This window comes from Polaribacter sp. (assembly GCF_039939415.1).
GTDB lineage: Bacteria > Bacteroidota > Bacteroidia > Flavobacteriales > Flavobacteriaceae > Polaribacter.
Map to the genome: position 1 here is coordinate 31546 of NZ_JBDVJE010000053.1, position 16827 is coordinate 48372.

Here is a 16827-nt window from a genome sequence, read left to right on the forward strand (position 1 = left end):
ATTTTATGGAAAAACCAATCTTACATTTAGAAAATGCAGATATTTATCAAAGAGATAATTTGGTCTTGTCTAAAGTTAACTTAACTATTCAAAAAGGAGAGTTTTATTACCTTATAGGAAAAACCGGAAGTGGTAAAAGTAGCTTAATGAAAACCCTTTATGGTGATTTAAGATTGCAAAGAGGTATAGGTAGTATTGTAGACTTTGACTTAAAAAAAATTAAAGAAAAAGAGATTCCTTTTCTAAGAAGAAAGATAGGAATTGTATTTCAAGATTTTAAACTACTAAATGATAGAACTGTTTTTGGAAATTTAGAGTTTGTTTTAAAAGCTACTGGTTGGAAAGAAAAAGAGAAAATAAAAGAAAAAATAAACGAAGTTTTAGATAAAGTAGGCATGAAAGCCCAATATTATAAGAAAACTTTTGAGCTTTCTGGAGGAGAACAACAAAGAGTTGCAATAGCAAGAGCTTTATTAAATGATCCAGAATTAATCTTAGCAGATGAACCTACAGGTAATTTAGACCCAAAAACTTCAATAGAAGTAATGGAGCTTTTAAATGAAATTCATAAAAGCGGAAAAACTATTTTAATGGCTACTCATGATTATCAATTAATTGTAAAGTATAAGAAACGAACTATTAAATGTGAAGGAGGAGAGTTGTTTGAAGTTACTCAAAAAGCTACTGTTTAATGCTATCTGTTTTAATACCAATATATAATTACAGTGTTTTTGCCTTAGTATCAGAAATTCATCAACAGCTTTTAAAAGAAAATATTTTTTTTGAAATTCTTTGCTATGATGATGGTTCTCACTCTAAATTAAACATAGAAAACAAGAAAATTAACTTGTTAAGTAATTGTGAGTTTAAAATTTTAGAGAAAAATATTGGTAGAAGTGCTATTAGAAATTTATTAGCAACCAACGCCAAATATGATTGGTTATTGTTTTTAGATGCTGATGTTTTACCAACTTCGTCTAACTTTATAAGTAATTATATAAACTATTTTAAATCTAAAAAAACTGTTTTCTGCGGAGGATTAAAATATCAAAATAAAGAAAGTATTAAAAATTTATTAAGGTATAAATACGGTAAAAAACACGAAGAAATAAGTGTTGATGAAAGAATTAAAAATTCTAAAAAATTTTTTTTTACCTCAAATTTTTTAATCGAAAAACAAGCTTTTTCAAACATACAATTCGAAGAGAAATTATTAAAATACGGTAGAGAAGATTTTCTTTTCTCAATCGGGTTAAAAGAAAATAATTACAAAATAACACACATAGAAAATGAAGTTTTTCATTTAGGGATTGATAACAATAGTGTATTTGTAGTAAAAACTAAAGACGCTATGGAAAATCTTATTTTTTTATCCGAAGAAGGTTTTTTGCAAAAAAAAGAATCATTAATACTTAAGTTTTTAAGCTTTTTATCCCTGATTAAAATGGATGTTCTTTTAGCTAAAATGAGTCCGTTTTTCGAAAGAAAAGCCATTGATAAAGGATCTGTCTTTTTCTTAAACTGTTTAAAAGTTTGTTACTTGTGTCAACTAAAAAATAAAAATGAATAGAATTGAAATAGCTGATTTATTGTACGATAATTTGTGTAAGAATAAGGAAAACCTTAAAACACAATTTATTGAAAGTAGTAATAAAATTGGCTTTTTTTATTTAGATAATTTGTTGCCTAAAGAGATTGCTTTATTAATTTATAAAAGTTTTCCTGAGGTAAAAGAAACGGTTGAAAGAAACAGTTTAAGAGAACATAAATTTACCGCTTTTCAAATGGATAAATACAATCCTATTTTAGAAGAAGTTATTTATAGTTTTCAAGAAGCTAAGATTGTAGATTTAGTTTCTGAAATATGTGATTTTAAAGAAATTTCTGCGGATGAAAATTTATACGCAGGCGGATTGTCTTTAATGGGAAAAGATAATTTTTTGAATCCGCATTTAGATAATTCTCACGACAAAGACAGAAACAAGTGGAGAGTTTTAAATTTATTGTATTACGTTACACCTAATTGGCAAGAAGAGTTTGGCGGTAATTTAGAAATTTGGCCAAATGGTTTAAAAGAAAAACAAACCACAATAGAAAGCAAATTTAATAGATTGGTTGTAATGGCAACTCACCAAAAATCTTGGCATTCTGTTAGTAAAGTTGCTGTAGATAATGTAAGGTGTTGTGTTTCTAATTATTATTTTTCAGAAAAGGCATTATTGCCTTCAGATAGCTTTCATGTAACTACATTTAGAGGTCGGCCTAAAGAAAAAATTAAAGATGTTGTTCTTCAATTAGATAACAAAATTAGAGCTGCAGCTAGAGTTTTATTTAAAAAAGGAGTTAGAGAAAATCCACATCAATATAAAAAGAAATAAGATTAATTTTTAAATATTTCTACCAACTTTTCTTCTTGTTTTTCCCAAATTAGTTTTTCTTTTGCTATTTTTAATTGTGCAGAAAAATCTTTGTTTAATAAGTTTGTAATTTGATTGGCAAGATCTTTAGGGTTTCTATTTTTTACAATTTCACCAACCTTATAGTCAATTGCAATTCTTTTCATTTCCGGTAAATCAGAAACTAAGATTGGTATTTCTGCTTGTATATAATCAAAGATTTTATTTGGTAAAGCAAACCTGTAATTTAAACCTAAATCTTCTTCAACACTAATTCCTAAATTAGCCAAAGGAGTTAGTTTATGTAATTTTTCTGGTGACATTTTTCCAAGAAAATGAATTTTATCACCTAGTTTTTTGTCTCTAACAGAGTTGTATAAATCGTTATAAATATCACCATAACCAATAATAACAAGTATACAATTATTTAAAAAAGGCATAGTTTCAATCATCAATTCTAGGCCTCTACCAAGGTTAATTGCTCCTTGATATAATATAATTTTTTTTCCTTCCGTACTAAAAGGAAAAGAATCTATTTTAATTTTCTTTTTATTTGGTAGATTCATAATTACATTAAAATTAGTACTATATTTTTTATCATAAAAATCAGCTATACTCATACAAACGGTATAAGAGTTTTTAAGTTTAGGAAGTATCCAACTTTCTATATAAGACCAACATTTTTTCACAAAAGGTTTATGAATTAGTTCTGGTATTTCTGGAAAAAGTTCATGACTATCATAAATTAACTTTTTCTTTTGTAATAAACTTATTAAATAGTTTGGTAAAAGAGTGTCTAAATCATTAGATAAAAGAAAATCTTTTTTTGTGAAAAGTAAAATAAAAAATAGTCTTAAATTAAACTCAGCATAAAACAAAAAACCTTTATTAAAAAATAATCGAATTCTTTTTGTTTGATAATTTCTGTTTAAGTTTTTGCTGTTTTTTAGTTTTCTTCCTACAAGTATAATAGAATAACCATTATTATTTAAAGTATTACAAACTTTGTCTACACGTTGGTCTGTAGAAAGATCATTGGTTACAGAAACTATTATTTTTTTCAAAGGAATTAATTAAAATATTAAACAAAAATATACTTTTTAAGTTATTTGCTTGTTTTTAATTTAGATAAAAGAAGTCTTTAATTTAATAAAAATGATTTATTAAGGATTTATTTTTACTTTTTTAATAAAATAATTCATAAAAAAATAATATTATATAAATTATTTGTTATAAATTTAGCGTATAAATAATTGCACGAAAAAGTTAAAAGTATTTATTAACTTTATTTAATCCCCCTAAAAAATGTGTAAATGTCCCACATGTAAATCTAGTTCTAGAAGAAGACTAGAAAGAAATTTTATTTTAAAATTAGTACCAAAAGCAAAGTATTATAAATGCTATAGGTGTAAAACAAAATTTTTAAAAGTTCCTTTTATTTTAAATTCTTTTGTAGTAAAAAGAGAAATACCAAGAGAAATTCAAATAGTAAATTAAAAAATAAAAAACCTCCAGATATTGGAGGTTTTTTATTTTTGTGGAGACGCCGAGAATCGAACTCGGGTCCAAACAAGCAGCCAAAAAGCTTTCTACATACTTAGTTCTTTCTTAATTTTCGATCTAAAGCTGATTAAGAACAATCCACTTTAAACTTATCTTTTTTAGTTTCAAAAACTTGTCAAAGATCCAAGTTTTCTATATTTACTTTTACGATGCCCAAAAATGAAACGCCGTAAATCAGGGCTTTTCGTGGACATAAAGCTTGCACACCTTGTGTGCCTAGGCCAATCCTACTATAATTCGGATTAAGCAGCTAAAGCGTAGTTATCTTCGCCGTTTAAAAAGTTGAAATCAGTTTTACAAGTATTATTTCATGCCTTGGTATGCTTACAAATTTACTGTCCTCGCTGTCAAAACCAGTCGTCCCCAGTTATTTATAATTTGGGCGTTACTTTGCTCTGAAAGCATTCAGAGCTAAAGTCAGGCTTTCACTACTCGTTTTTTGTTCCATTTTATTTCACAAAAGAACTAAAACAAGCCGTTCAATCCTTAACGCGGTTTGCAAAAGTATAAAAAATACAGTTGCTTAGCATTATAAATTCTAATATCTTCGAGCAAATATTATACCAATTAAATTGTACACGTTTCAGTAATATTAAAAACACAGAAATATGAAGTTTGGCATCATTAAAGAACGTAAAAACCCACCAGATAGAAGAGTAGTTTTTTCACCAGAAAAATTAAAAGAATTTAATAATAAATTCTCAAATGCAACTATAAAAATAGAAAGTTCAGATATTCGATTTTTTTCTGATGAAGCATATAAAAACACAGGATTAGAAGTAACAAATAATGTTTCTGATTGTGATGTTTTAATTGGTGTAAAAGAAGTGCCAATTGAAGCATTAATTCCAAATAAAAAATACTTTTTCTTTAGTCACACTATAAAAAAACAACCTTATAATAGAAAGTTGTTATTAGCAATTTTAGAAAAAAATATAGAATTGTATGATCATGAAACCATTGTTGGTGCAAACGGAATGCGTTTAATTGGTTTTGGACGTTATGCAGGTATTGTAGGTGCTTATAATGGTTTTAGAGCCATTGGTTTAACCAAAGGAACTTTTAATTTACCTAAAGCAGAAACTTTAGATAGTCAAAAAGAATTGATAGACAAATTGAATAAAATAGATTTACCAAAAGGATTTAAAATTCTTTTAACAGGAAATGGAAAAGTTGCCTATGGAGCTAAAGAAATGCTAGATGCAATGCATATTAAAGAAGTTTCTGTAGAAGAATATTTAAACAATTCTTTTGATGATGCTGTTTATTGTTTGGCAGATGTTTTAGATTATAATAAACGTAAAGACGGAAAAGTAATAGATAATTTTGATTTTTATAATCATCCAGAAAATTATGATTCAGATTTTATGCGTTTTGCAAAAGTATCAGATTTCTTTATAGCGGGTCATTTTTATGGTAATGGAGCACCTTATTTATTTACTAGAGAAGATGCAAAATCGAAAGAATTTAATATAAAATTTGTGGCAGATATTTCTTGTGATGTAGATGGACCAGTTGCATCAACTATAAAAGCGTCTACAATTGCAGATCCTATTTATGGTTATAATCCAGCAACAGCATCTGAAGTAAATTATAAAGAGAATAATGCAATAGTTGTAATGGCTGTAGATAATTTACCATGTGAATTACCTAAAGATGCTAGCGAAGGTTTTGGAGAGATGTTTTTAGAAAATGTTATTCCAGCTTTTTTTAATAATGATAGAGATGGAGTTTTAGAACGTGCTAAAATGACAGAAAATGGAAAACTAACAGAACGTTTTTCTTACTTACAAGATTTTGTAGACGGAAAAGAATAAATGACACAAGACAAACAATTTCTTATTGATTTAGCTAAGATGAAAATGCCTTTTGGTAAATACAAAGGCAGATTCTTAATTGATTTGCCAGAGCATTATATAGTTTGGTATAAAAATAAAGGTTTCCCTAATGGAAAATTAGGGAAACAAATGGAGCTCGTTTACGAACTTCAATTAAATGGTTTAGAAGATATTGTTAGAGAAATTAGGAAGAAGTTTTAGCTCTTCTTAAATAATTTTCGGTCATATAAATTGTCATTATACCTAATGTATATGCTACTAAATCTCCAATACTAATTAGTTTGAAAGTTTTTGTATACTCAGAAGGATACCAATTTTGTAAATCTGATTCTTGTAGAAACTCTATAAAATAATAACTACCGTTTTTGGTATTAAATTTTTGTGCGTTTAAATTACTATAAACGTTATTAATATCAACTAAACAAAAAGTAAAAGATAATTTTATAAATGAGCAATAAATATTTTTTTTTTTTTAATAATTTACCTAGTTACAACTCCATAAGCAATATGAGCAATACCAATTATAGAGATTGAAGAATACCAATAAGAAGGAATTAAAAAGCACATTGTAGCTAATAATAAACACAAACCAGATAAAACAAGTAAGTTTTTACGTTTATTATTTTTAAATAAAAATAATAAAACTCCATATAAAATTAAAAAAGTAGGAGTGAGGTATGCTAAATACTCTAGATTTAAAAGTAATGCTAAAATAGAAAGGATAAAAGCAAAACAGATAAGGTATTTTTTAGTAGCTAATTTGGTTTTTGTATTCCAAAGAGTTGTTTTGTTTTTATTTGCTGTTTTTTTTCCGTCAACAAATAAAATTAGAGTTGATAATACAATAAGAGTAATAATAAACCCAAAAATGACATTATTAACACTGTCATCTAAAAGAATAGCATCTAAAGTTGTTTTTAAAAAGTAACTAAAGGCTAATATTAAACCTCCTATTAAGATGCTAGTAAGGTTTTTTAATGTGAAATTATTTTGTAAATTATCCTGCATTAATTTGTGTTTTTTAATTCAGCTAATATACAAAATGAAACCAGCAGAAGCATATATTTTAAATCAACCAGAACCTTTTAAATCTATTTTATTGCATTTGCAGATTTTAATTGAAGGAAGTTTTCCTGAAGTAGATTTGCAGTTTAAATGGAAAATTCCTTTTTATTATTTAGATGGTAAACCTTTCTGTTATTTAAATCCGTCTAAAAAGAAAGGCTATGTAGATGTTGTGTTTTGGGTTTCTACTCACTTAACAAAATACAATGAGTTTTTAATTTCTGAAAACAGAAAAGTTGTAAAATCTCTTCGTTATACTTCTATAAATGAAATTAACGAAGAAATATTATTAACCGTTTTAGAAGAAGCACATCAACTAAAAGATAAAGGCTTTTATAAAAGAAATTAATTCTTTCTAAAATTGAGTAAGCGCGTTAAGGATTGCAATGGCATCCTTTTTTGAGGAACGAAAAAAAGATAGAATGGAAAGCCTGTTAAAACGCCCAAAAAAATCTATAATTTATTAATCGTTTTTCTAATGGCAACAAGATTGGTTAATAAACTTTCTAAATTATTTAAATGTAACATGTTTGCGCCATCAGATTTTGCATTTGCAGGATCAAAATGAGTTTCAATAAATAGACCATCAACATTATTTACAATTCCAGCTCTGGCAATAGTTTCAATCATATCTGGTCTTCCACCTGTTACACCAGCTACTTGATTTGGTTGTTGTAAAGAATGCGTAACGTCTAAAATAGTTGGCGCAAATTCGCGCATTTCAGGAATTCCTCTAAAATCTACAATCATATCTTGATAGCCAAACATGGTTCCTCTATCTGTTATCCAAGCTTTATCTGAACCAGCATCTTTTACTTTTTGTACTGCATGTTTCATTGCGCCAGGACTCATAAATTGTCCTTTTTTTAAGTTGACAACTTTACCCGTTTTTGCAGCTGCAACTACCAAATCTGTTTGACGAACTAAAAAAGCAGGAATTTGTAAAACATCTACAAATTCTGCAGCTTTTATAGCATCAGAAACTTCGTGAATATCTGTAACAGTTGGTACCTTAAAAGTTTCGGAAACTTTTCGTAAAATTTTTAAGGCTTTTTCATCTCCAATTCCTGTAAAACTATCAATTCTACTTCTGTTTGCCTTTTTAAAACTTCCTTTAAAAATATAAGGAATTTCTAATTTATCAGTAATTGTAATTACTTTTTCAGCAATTCTTAAAGCCATTTCTTCTCCTTCAATAGCACAAGGGCCAGCTAGTAAAAAGAAATTATTAGAATCTGTATGTTTTATATTTGGTATTAGAGATAAATCCATTTTGAAAAATTTTCAGCAAAAATACGAAATAAAATTAGCTATATTTAAGCTTTTAAAATCAAATAAGAATGAAAAAAATATTCGCTTTAGTTTTATTAGCAACATTTGTGTTTTCATGTAAAACAAAACCTAAAAAAGAAGTTTTAGCAAAAAAAGAAGCTACAATAGATTCTGTAACCGTAAAAAAACATTTATATACTTTGGCTGATGATGATATGGAAGGTAGAATGACTGGAACTCCAGGAATTGAAAAAGCGGCAAAGTATATAGAAAATGAGTTTAAAAGAATTGGTTTAAGTACTTTTGATACGTTAAAAAATTACAGACAGACGTTTACTTTTACAGATAGAAGGTCTAAAAAAGAAATTACAACCAGTAATATTATTGGAATTCTTGAGGGGAAAAGCAAAAAAGATGAAATTGTTGTGGTTTCTGCACATTATGATCATTTAGGAATCAGGAAAAAAGAAGGAGAATTAGATAGTATTTACAATGGTGCTAATGATGATGCTTCTGGTGTTACAGGAGTTTTAACTTTAGCAGAGTATTTTAAAGCGAAAGGAAATAATGAAAGAACCATTCTTTTTGTTGCGTTTACAGGAGAAGAAATGGGGTTAATTGGTTCTACTCATTTTGGAAAAGGAATTGATGCTTCTAAATTTGTTGCAGGTATTAACTTAGAAATGATTGGTAAAGTGCCAAGTTTTGGTCCAAATACTGCTTGGTTAACAGGTTTTGAGCGTTCTGATTTTGGTGAAATTGTTCAAAAGAATTTAGAGGGTTCTGGTTATACTTTACATCCTGATCCTTATGTAAAATTCAATTTATTTTTTAGGTCAGACAATGCATCCTTAGCAAAATTAGGCGTACCATCTCATACTTTTTCTACTTCTCCAATAGATACAGATAAAGACTATCATAAAGCTTCAGATGAAGCTGAAACATTAAATATGACTGTTGTTACTGAAACAATTAAAGCAGTTGCAAAAGGAACTGAAAGTATTATTAGTGGACAAGATACGCCAACTAGAGTTGTATTAGAAGAAAAGAAGAAATAGTGGCTTATTCAGAATATTTAGCCGACAGAGTTTCTTAGTTTTTTAGAGAGAAAAGCATCCATTTTGAAGCAAAAAAAATGTTTGGAGGTTTTGTTTTTATGGTTGATGAAAAAATGTGTATGGGTGTTATGAAAGACCAAATAATGGCAAGAATAAATCCAGATATTTATGAAGAATCTTTAGAGAAAGAAGGTTGTAGAAGTATGGATTTTACTAAAAAACGGATGAAAGGTTTTGTTTATTTAAGTGATGAAGCCATAGATTTAGATGAAAACTTAAATTATTGGTTACAATTAGCTTTAGATTTTAATCCGTTGGCAAAAGCTAGTAAAAAACGAAAATCCTCTAAAAATTAATTTAGAGGATTTTAGTAATAAAAAATATTGTTTTAGAATTGGTATCTTACTGATAATGCGATGTCAGAATTTAGACCATCTAATCCACCTGCAATTCCTATTTCTGGTCTGTAATCTAAAGAAAGTAAAATAGGAGCATCAAAATTATATTCTAAACCAACTACACCAGCAGCGTAAACACCTGTTCCGTTAGCAGAAACAACTCCTCCACCAGCACCAGCGTACCAATTAAATTTATCTTCTAAAGTCCAAACCCATTCATATAAACCAGTGGCTTTAAAATTTGTAAACTCATTAGCCAAACCTAAATTAATTTCTAATCGATTGTTTTCTCCCAAATATTTTTGATAAGAAATTTCTCCACCAGCTCCATTTCCACCTCCAAAACGAAGTCCAATTGTATTGTCAGATATTTCTTGTGCGTTTATAGTAAATATAGAACCAACTAATAAACTGAAACCTAGTACTATTTTTTTCATAATTTAAAATTGTTTTTAAAATTGAATTATTTACAACAAATATGCCAAAATTATTTTTCTTGAACAGAAATTTTAACACCCTCTGAATGACTACTGAATTCTGGAGCATACATGCTTTGTATTGTTGTAATTCCGTTGCTAAAATTACCAGCATTATTTACTCTAACATCATATTCAAAAACATAAATTCCTTTTGGTAAACGATCAAAAAAGAAATTGGTAGCTGCATCTTTTGTACTTTCATAATAGCCTAAATTGTCTTGCCATTTGTATTTAGAAAGTACATTTATAGGTTCAACTCCAGAAGCTCTCATGTCTTTCATATGTATGAATTCCATGTTTCTATCAGATTTTAATTCTATTCTAACTGTAATTAAATCGCCAATTTTTAATTGCGTTTTATCAGTAATTTCTTTTAACTCTTTACCTGAATCAGAATTTACTTTTAAGAACAACTTTTTATTCAATTTTAAAGGAGTTTCAGCCGAAGTAATTTTGTCTAAATCTTCAAAATATTGCCAATATAAACTTCCCCAAGCAATTCCATTTCCTTTTTTATTGATGGTTACATTTGCCATTTCTTTTTTAATATCATTTCCATTCCATGAAGTTTTAAAATAACCTGTTCCTGCTTCAACTTTTACATTTTCTAATTTTGTTGGTTGAATAATTTTATTACCAACTTTTATATCAACCATTTCTGTTACAGAAATCCAATCAGTCCCATTTAACAATAAAGCATATACAGCTTCTGTAGTTGCTTTGGTAGTTTTCCATCTATTTGTTTGTTTATTTTTAAGTAACCAGACTTTTAAATTGTCAATTGTTTTAGTATCATTTTCAATTTCAGAAAAAGTTTCAATTAGTAAAGCTTGCGTTTCTATAGGAGCTTGATAATAATAGTAACCTGCAGTATTTGTTTTCCAATACATTCCTAATTCATCAGAAGTAATACTATTTTCCTTTAAAGATTTTAAAATCTTGTTTGCAACTGTTTTTTCATCACTTCTAAATAGTGATAAAGCAATTTGACCTTTTGCATATAAGTTGTAATCATTCCAATATTTTATAGTTTGCTTTTTGTAATAGTCAACTGCTTTTTGTAAGTTGTCATCTAAAGAAATAACATTATAAAAACTACGCATATATAAATACTGAATGGTAAAATATCTCAGATTATTTTGTGCCAAATATTCAGTATAAACTCTTTTTTCTTCGCTTTTTGTTTTGGCTCTTTCTTTTCTTTCTTCAGCTCTTTTAATTAGTTTGTGGTATTGTACTAATAATTCATCATCTAAATATTTTACAGACTTTTCAATCATTTTTTGAGTCGATTTATCAAAATTTGTAACTCCTAATTTTTGAAGATGACCAAAACCAGTTGCAATATGTTGTGTGATAAAATTACTTGCATATCTGCTACCTTTAAACCAAGGAAATCCACCAGAATTCATCTGCATATCTTTTAGCTTATTAATGGCTTTTTCCTTCATATTCTTCATTTTATTCAAATCGAATAATAAAGCAATACGTTTCTTTTGCTCGGTTTCTGACTGTGCATCTCTTAACCAAGGAGTTTCTTGAATAATCAACGATTTTAATTCTTGATTTTTTTCTAAATTAGAAAGTAAAGCATCAGAAGATTTCCAAGCATTAAATACTTCTTGAATTCTAGGATTTGAATTCGCAACAAAACTCGCCAATGTATTTGCATAATATCTAGAAAATGTTTGTTCTGCACATTCATAAGGATATTCCATTAAATATGGCAAAGATTGAATTGCATACCAAACTGGATTTGATGTCATTTCTAAAGTCAACTTATGATTTTTTAAGGTTGAAGAAGTATTGTTTTTTAATTTATTTAACGTAAAAGTCTTAGTTTGATTAGAGCGAATCCACATTGGTAATGTTTCTGTAACCAACATTCTGTTGGATAAAACTGGTAATACATTTTGCTCTCCGTCAGAAAAATCGCCAGCTTTTGCTACAATTTTATATTGAACTGCTTGCACAGTTTCTGGGATTGATAATTGCCAAGAAACATTGGTGTTTCCATCTTTATCAACTGTAAAGTTTCTATTAGAATTTGTATTTTCTAAATCAAGATTTATTTCTTTTCCTGTAATTGCATCAGTTAAAATCAATTTTGCAAAACCACTTAAAACGTTGTTTGTTAAATTGGTGATTTTTGCACTTAGAGTAATTTTATCTCCTTCACGTAAAAAACGAGGTGTATTTGGCACTACCATTAACTCTTTTTGAGTAACAGTAGTTAATGTTTTTGTTGCCGATTTTAATGCTGTTGTATGTGTCAATAATTGCAATTTCCAACGAGTTAAAGCTTCTGGGATTGTAAAATTAAAACTTACTTGTCCGTTTTTATCAGTTCTTAATTGTGGAAAAAAGAAAGCTGTTTCTTTAAAGTTTTTTCTTGCTTTTACTTTAGATAATTCCTTGTCTAATTTGGCTAACCCAGATTTAGTTGTAATAATAACAACTCCATTTGCTGCTCTTGAACCATATAAAGAAGTTGCTGCAGCATCTTTTAAAACAGACATTTCTGCAATTTCATTTTGATTTATATCGAATTTATCAACAATAACTCCATCTACTACATATAATGGATAGTTAGAACCAGTAATATTTGCAGCACCTCTTATTTTTACTTTCTGAGAAGATTCTAAAGCTTTTTTGTCTCTCATGATTTGAATACCTGCAACAGAACCTTCTAAAGCCTCTGCGCTTATTTTACTAACAGCTCCAGTAAGAAAAGATTTTTTTTGAGTGCCATAACCAACTACTACAATTTCATCTAGTTGAGAGGCATCTTCTTCTAATTTTACATTTAAATTAGTTTGATTTTCAATTAAAAATTCTTGAGAATTAAAACCTATGTAATTAAAAACTAAAGCATCACCTTTTTTTATTTTGAGAGAATAGTAACCATCAAAATCTGTTTCTGTACCATATTTTGTTCCTTTAATTGTTATTGAAACTCCTGGTAATTCCATTCCACTTTCATCTTCAATATAACCAGAGATCGTTCCATCAAAATTAGTTCTAATACTATTTATTTTTCTTTTGGTATTTCTTAAATATTGTTGATTTTGCCATTTGTTTCCGTTTAAACTAAACCCAAACCAATTGTAACGGTTGTAAGAATTCGTAATAAAATTATAATATCTTCTTTGGTTGTTTCTAATATTAAAAAAAGTGTTTTCAAAACTTTGATTTGCATTACTAGTACTGTAAGAATAATAAGTGGATTTTGGTGTAATTGGATTAAAATTCCAGTTATGAGCTTTAAATTCATCTAATGAAGCATCATACATAGAAGCTAAAACTTCTGCGGTAACTGCGTTTTTTTTATCATTTTTAATAGTAAAACTCCAAGTTTCATCTTGTCCTGGTTGTAGTTTATCTCTAAAAATATTAGTTTCTATATCTATAGAATGCTCTTTTTCTGGGACATTAATTAGCATGCTTCCACTTTCAAAATAATTGTAATTTACAAAATGATATTTTATAGCAAAACCACCAATATCATCTTTTTTTACAGGAATTTTTATGGTTTTAGTAGAGTTATTTATCTTCACTAAATATGTCTGTATAATTTTATGGTTTTTTTCAACCTGAATAACAACAGTTATGTTTTTTGATGCAGAACCTATGCTTACTTCAACATCATCTCCAACTTGATAAAAAGACTTATCAGTATTTATGAGAAATAATTTATTGTCTGCTACTTGTTTTTCTTTTGATGAAAAGAGTGAAAACCTATATTCATCTTTTACTTCCATTCCAAATTTATCTTTGCTTTCTAAAGTTGCAATGTATTTTCCAGAAATCCAGTTATTTATAGTGTTAAGTTGAATTTCTTTTGAGTTTTGTGTATCAAATTTAGTGCTAAAAACTAGAGTTCCTTTTTTCCAATTTTTTTCATCAGTTTCATCATCAGTATAAGGATCATTAGGAAATAATGTTCTAAATGTGTTTTCAGAAATATCTTGATAATTAGGTGTAGACCAAGGTCTCTTTCTTAAGGGGCTTGTAGGAGCTTTTAATTTGTATATTTTTAGGATTCCTTTTGCAGGAACAAACTCACCATTGAGATTTTTTGTATCAATATTTAAATTTATTTCATTTTTGCTTTTATCAATTTTATCATCCAAAGAAATTGTTGCTAATAAAGAATGATAACCAACTTTTACAGTTGTTGTTGCGCTTCTTGTTTCTCCGTTGATGTCAGTCACATCTGCAGTAATTTGATAAGTAAAAACAGGAAGATTTTCTTTTGAAACACTTTCATCTGGAATTGCTTTAAAGATAATTTCAAATTCTCCATTTTCATTCGTAACACTTTCTCCATGTGTGATTTCTTGAGAACTAGAACTAGGATTTGGTCTTCGCCAATAATACCAACTTGGGTATTGCACTTTTCTATGCACTCTATATACAACTGTTGCATCTGTAATTTTTGCACCAGAAAAAGCATTTGCAAAACCATTTACAGTAACAGAATCATTAATTTTAAAACTTTTAGTAACAGGTTTAAAAGCTGTTTCAAATTTTGGTCTTTTGTATTCTTCTACTAAAATTGTGGTAGAAGAATTGTAGTCAAAATCAAAATCTTCATTATCATAAAATTCACTTTTTATTTCATAACCCCCTTCTTCAATTTCGATCGTAAATTCACCTGTTAAACCATTGTTTGGCAAAATAAACTCTCCTGCCACAGAACCAAATTCGTTTAGTTTTAAGTCGAGTGTTTTTACTTTTTGATTATTAACATCGTATAAACTAATTTCGACAAATTCGTTTTTAAAAACTTCAGATGTATCACCTTGTTTTTTTATTACAATCGCTTTAAAATAAACAGTTTGTCCTGGTCTGTAAATACTTCTATCAGTAAATATGAAAGGTTTTATAATAATATCATCATCTTCATTTTTATTATAATTTCTTGCATCAATTTTTGATAAAAAGCGATCGCCAAAAGAAGCAAAATCATTTTTTGTTTTAACTGTAATCTCTACATTATTATAATCTTTATTACTTTTATAAGAAGCAAAACCATTTTTGTTTGTGGTTAATGTTTTGTTGATGTATTTATCTTCATGAGAATGATTGTTTTTGAGAATAATTCTTGCTTTTTTAATAGGTTTACCTGTATTTCTATCTACAACTTGATAATTGTGTTTTCCATCAAAAGAGTTTTCTATTAAAGATAAATTAGTAGCTTGTAAATTTGCTGTTCCATAAATAAAACCTTCTTTTAATTCTTCACTTTCTGAAGTTACAATTAAATAATTTCCATTTTCAAATTGAGGAACGATTACTTCTGTAGAATGTTGTATGTAATCATAGTCGTTTCTAAGTTTAGATTGCCAAGTTTTTACTTTTTCTAAAGTAGCAATAATTTTAATTTTATCTTCTAATTTGTATTTTCTATTGAATTGATACAGTTCATCAGTTGTAATTTTATATGCAGAAAAATATAGACTATCAATATTTTTATAATTTATTAATAATCTAGAATTAGTATTAACAGGAATGTGTTTTTCTGCAGTGATTGAAAGTGATTTTTCTTTAATTTGATTTTTAAGAATTGTACAGTTTTTTGATCCTAAACTTTTTGGAAATTTTTTGATGATTTTATCACAAATAGAAATTGCAATTTTATTTTCTGATTTATTTCTATGAATTTTAGCAATTTCAAAAGCATAAATTCCGCTAACTTCATTTTTATCAAATTTGTTTTTTGATGAGCTTAAGGTTGCTAGAAATACAGTTTCTTTATCATTAAAAGTTGCATTTCGATTTACAAAGTTTAACCTATGAATATCAATATCTACTAAAGCATCAATGTTATTTTCTTTCGAATGAAATTGAATTAAATTCTGATAGATTTTTAAAGCATTAAATTGCAAAGACAAACTATCTTTAGAAACTAGTTTTAAATTAGAAAACGTTTTGTAATCTTCTAAATAAGAAGGATTATCAATTATAAATTTATAAGAAGGTCTAGTAATAGACGTTTCAGATGATTTGTAAAACTCTAAAGCATTGTTTGCTAGAAAATCATATAAAGTTGGTCTGTATTTTTTAGAATCTTTTTGAATTGATAAAATATCAGCAAAATCTAGAATATTTACTTTCTGTAAAATTTTTGCTTTTGTTAATGAAGCATTAAAATAAGTATGAATTTCTTCAAATAAAGTGTCTAAATCCCAAGTTCTAAAATCATTTTCATCAACTTTATTTTCTGTTTTTGTTCTGTTGTAAAACTTGTATCTATTTTGCGTAAAATATTGCCAATATAAATTAGCTAAAACATTTTCTAAAACATTTTTAGTAGGAAATTTACTCTTAGAAATATGTTTTGTAATGTTTTCAATTACTTTTAATTGAGCATCTTCTTCTAAAATTAATGAAAATTTACTTTTATAAAAAAGCGTTTTTATTATTTGTGCAGCATTATTTTCCTGTTCTGCTTTCGAGTATATTTTATCTACACTGTTTAAAGCGGATTTAGGCAAGTTATCAATTTCAAATTTTTCTACCTCTAGCCAAAGATTCTCAAAAGAATTTTGTGCTTTAGAAATAGAAGAGAATGTTATAATCATTAATAAAGTTGTTATAATTTTTTTCATAGTCAATAGATTTAATGCTATCAAAGCACGTACAAATCAGTCTGTAAAACAAACATAAATTAGTTAACGCATTGTTTTATTGTGTAAAACCTTTTTTTAATTGAGTTTCGTTCTAAAGATACTTTATATTGTATAAAGCTTTTG

The 16827-nt window shown here is 27.5% G+C and carries 13 protein-coding genes and 1 other RNA gene; 8 read left to right on the plus strand and 6 right to left on the minus strand.

Going from position 1 to position 16827, the window contains the following annotated elements; genetic code table 11:
* Nucleotides 1-5: 5 nt before the first annotated feature.
* Genes ABJG40_RS08925 through ABJG40_RS08935 form a run of 3 tightly spaced genes read left to right on the plus strand, consistent with a single transcriptional unit; the run spans nt 6 to nt 2378 of the window.
* Nucleotides 6-692: an ATP-binding cassette domain-containing protein gene (locus tag ABJG40_RS08925; RefSeq protein ID WP_348024243.1), complete on the plus strand. Its 687-nt coding sequence runs from the start codon at nt 6-8 to the stop codon at nt 690-692.
* Nucleotides 692-1570 carry a glycosyltransferase family A protein gene (locus tag ABJG40_RS08930; protein ID WP_348024244.1) on the plus strand — a complete coding sequence of 293 codons (879 nt, stop codon included), beginning with the start codon at nt 692-694 and terminating at the stop codon, nt 1568-1570. Before ABJG40_RS08925 ends, ABJG40_RS08930 begins: the two co-directional genes overlap by 1 nt.
* Nucleotides 1563-2378, plus strand: a complete 816-nt coding sequence (locus tag ABJG40_RS08935) for a 2OG-Fe(II) oxygenase (RefSeq protein ID WP_348024245.1) — start codon at nt 1563-1565, stop codon at nt 2376-2378. Before ABJG40_RS08930 ends, ABJG40_RS08935 begins: the two co-directional genes overlap by 8 nt.
* Nucleotides 2379-2380: 2 nt before the next feature.
* On the opposite strand, the gene ABJG40_RS08940 is transcribed toward ABJG40_RS08935, so the two are convergent.
* Nucleotides 2381-3460, minus strand: coding sequence for a glycosyltransferase (locus ABJG40_RS08940; protein WP_348024246.1), 1080 nt, complete (start codon nt 3458-3460; stop codon nt 2381-2383).
* Nucleotides 3461-3931: 471 nt separating this feature from the next.
* Nucleotides 3932-4324: a transfer-messenger RNA gene (gene ssrA, locus ABJG40_RS08945) on the minus strand.
* A 243-nt stretch (nt 4325-4567) separates the two neighbouring features.
* Here ssrA and ABJG40_RS08950 point away from each other — a divergent pair.
* Together ABJG40_RS08950 and ABJG40_RS08955 are read left to right on the plus strand one after the other, a co-directional pair.
* Nucleotides 4568-5776 carry an NAD(P)-dependent oxidoreductase gene (locus ABJG40_RS08950; RefSeq protein ID WP_348024247.1) on the plus strand — a complete coding sequence of 403 codons (1209 nt, stop codon included), beginning with the start codon at nt 4568-4570 and terminating at the stop codon, nt 5774-5776.
* On the plus strand, nt 5777-5998 hold the full coding sequence (locus ABJG40_RS08955; RefSeq protein WP_348024248.1) for a DUF3820 family protein: 222 nt from the start codon (nt 5777-5779) through the stop codon (nt 5996-5998).
* 279 nt (nt 5999-6277) lie between these two features.
* Here ABJG40_RS08955 and ABJG40_RS08960 read toward each other — a convergent pair whose 3' ends face one another.
* Entirely contained in the window at nt 6278-6805 is a 528-nt protein-coding gene (locus tag ABJG40_RS08960; protein ID WP_348024249.1) for a hypothetical protein, read from the minus strand.
* Between the two features lie 34 nt (nt 6806-6839).
* Between ABJG40_RS08960 and ABJG40_RS08965 the strand changes: the two genes are divergently transcribed.
* Nucleotides 6840-7211 (plus strand): DUF1801 domain-containing protein, encoded by a 372-nt coding sequence (locus tag ABJG40_RS08965; protein WP_348024250.1) that lies wholly within the window; start codon nt 6840-6842, stop codon nt 7209-7211.
* Nucleotides 7212-7315: 104 nt separating this feature from the next.
* On the opposite strand, the gene kdsA is transcribed toward ABJG40_RS08965, so the two are convergent.
* Nucleotides 7316-8134: a 3-deoxy-8-phosphooctulonate synthase gene (gene kdsA / locus ABJG40_RS08970; protein ID WP_348024251.1), complete on the minus strand. Its 819-nt coding sequence runs from the start codon at nt 8132-8134 to the stop codon at nt 7316-7318.
* Between the two features lie 68 nt (nt 8135-8202).
* Between kdsA and ABJG40_RS08975 the strand changes: the two genes are divergently transcribed.
* Nucleotides 8203-9192, plus strand: coding sequence for a M28 family peptidase (locus ABJG40_RS08975; protein WP_348024252.1), 990 nt, complete (start codon nt 8203-8205; stop codon nt 9190-9192).
* 56 nt (nt 9193-9248) lie between these two features.
* Nucleotides 9249-9548 (plus strand): TfoX/Sxy family protein, encoded by a 300-nt coding sequence (locus ABJG40_RS08980; protein ID WP_348024272.1) that lies wholly within the window; start codon nt 9249-9251, stop codon nt 9546-9548.
* Nucleotides 9549-9580: 32 nt separating this feature from the next.
* Here ABJG40_RS08980 and ABJG40_RS08985 read toward each other — a convergent pair whose 3' ends face one another.
* Nucleotides 9581-10027, minus strand: a complete 447-nt coding sequence (locus ABJG40_RS08985; protein ID WP_348024253.1) for a hypothetical protein — start codon at nt 10025-10027, stop codon at nt 9581-9583.
* Nucleotides 10028-10077: 50 nt separating this feature from the next.
* Nucleotides 10078-16683 carry an MG2 domain-containing protein gene (locus ABJG40_RS08990; protein ID WP_348024254.1) on the minus strand — a complete coding sequence of 2202 codons (6606 nt, stop codon included), beginning with the start codon at nt 16681-16683 and terminating at the stop codon, nt 10078-10080.
* Nucleotides 16684-16827 lie beyond the last annotated feature (144 nt).

What these genes read in the sequence shown, in the direction of transcription:
- ABJG40_RS08935 (WP_348024245.1), top strand. Translation starts at nt 1,563, where the DNA reads ATGAATAGAATTGAAATAGCTGATTTATTGTACGATAATTTGTGTAAG.
- ABJG40_RS08930 (WP_348024244.1), top strand. Translation starts at nt 692, where the DNA reads ATGCTATCTGTTTTAATACCAATATATAATTACAGTGTTTTTGCCTTA.
- ABJG40_RS08965 (WP_348024250.1), top strand. Translation starts at nt 6,840, where the DNA reads ATGAAACCAGCAGAAGCATATATTTTAAATCAACCAGAACCTTTTAAA.
- kdsA (WP_348024251.1), bottom strand. Translation starts at nt 8,134, where the DNA reads ATGGATTTATCTCTAATACCAAATATAAAACATACAGATTCTAATAAT.
- ABJG40_RS08955 (WP_348024248.1), top strand. Translation starts at nt 5,777, where the DNA reads ATGACACAAGACAAACAATTTCTTATTGATTTAGCTAAGATGAAAATG.
- ABJG40_RS08985 (WP_348024253.1), bottom strand. Translation starts at nt 10,027, where the DNA reads ATGAAAAAAATAGTACTAGGTTTCAGTTTATTAGTTGGTTCTATATTT.
- ABJG40_RS08990 (WP_348024254.1), bottom strand. Translation starts at nt 16,683, where the DNA reads ATGAAAAAAATTATAACAACTTTATTAATGATTATAACATTCTCTTCT.
- ABJG40_RS08960 (WP_348024249.1), bottom strand. Translation starts at nt 6,805, where the DNA reads ATGCAGGATAATTTACAAAATAATTTCACATTAAAAAACCTTACTAGC.
- ABJG40_RS08950 (WP_348024247.1), top strand. Translation starts at nt 4,568, where the DNA reads ATGAAGTTTGGCATCATTAAAGAACGTAAAAACCCACCAGATAGAAGA.
- ABJG40_RS08925 (WP_348024243.1), top strand. Translation starts at nt 6, where the DNA reads ATGGAAAAACCAATCTTACATTTAGAAAATGCAGATATTTATCAAAGA.
- ABJG40_RS08975 (WP_348024252.1), top strand. Translation starts at nt 8,203, where the DNA reads ATGAAAAAAATATTCGCTTTAGTTTTATTAGCAACATTTGTGTTTTCA.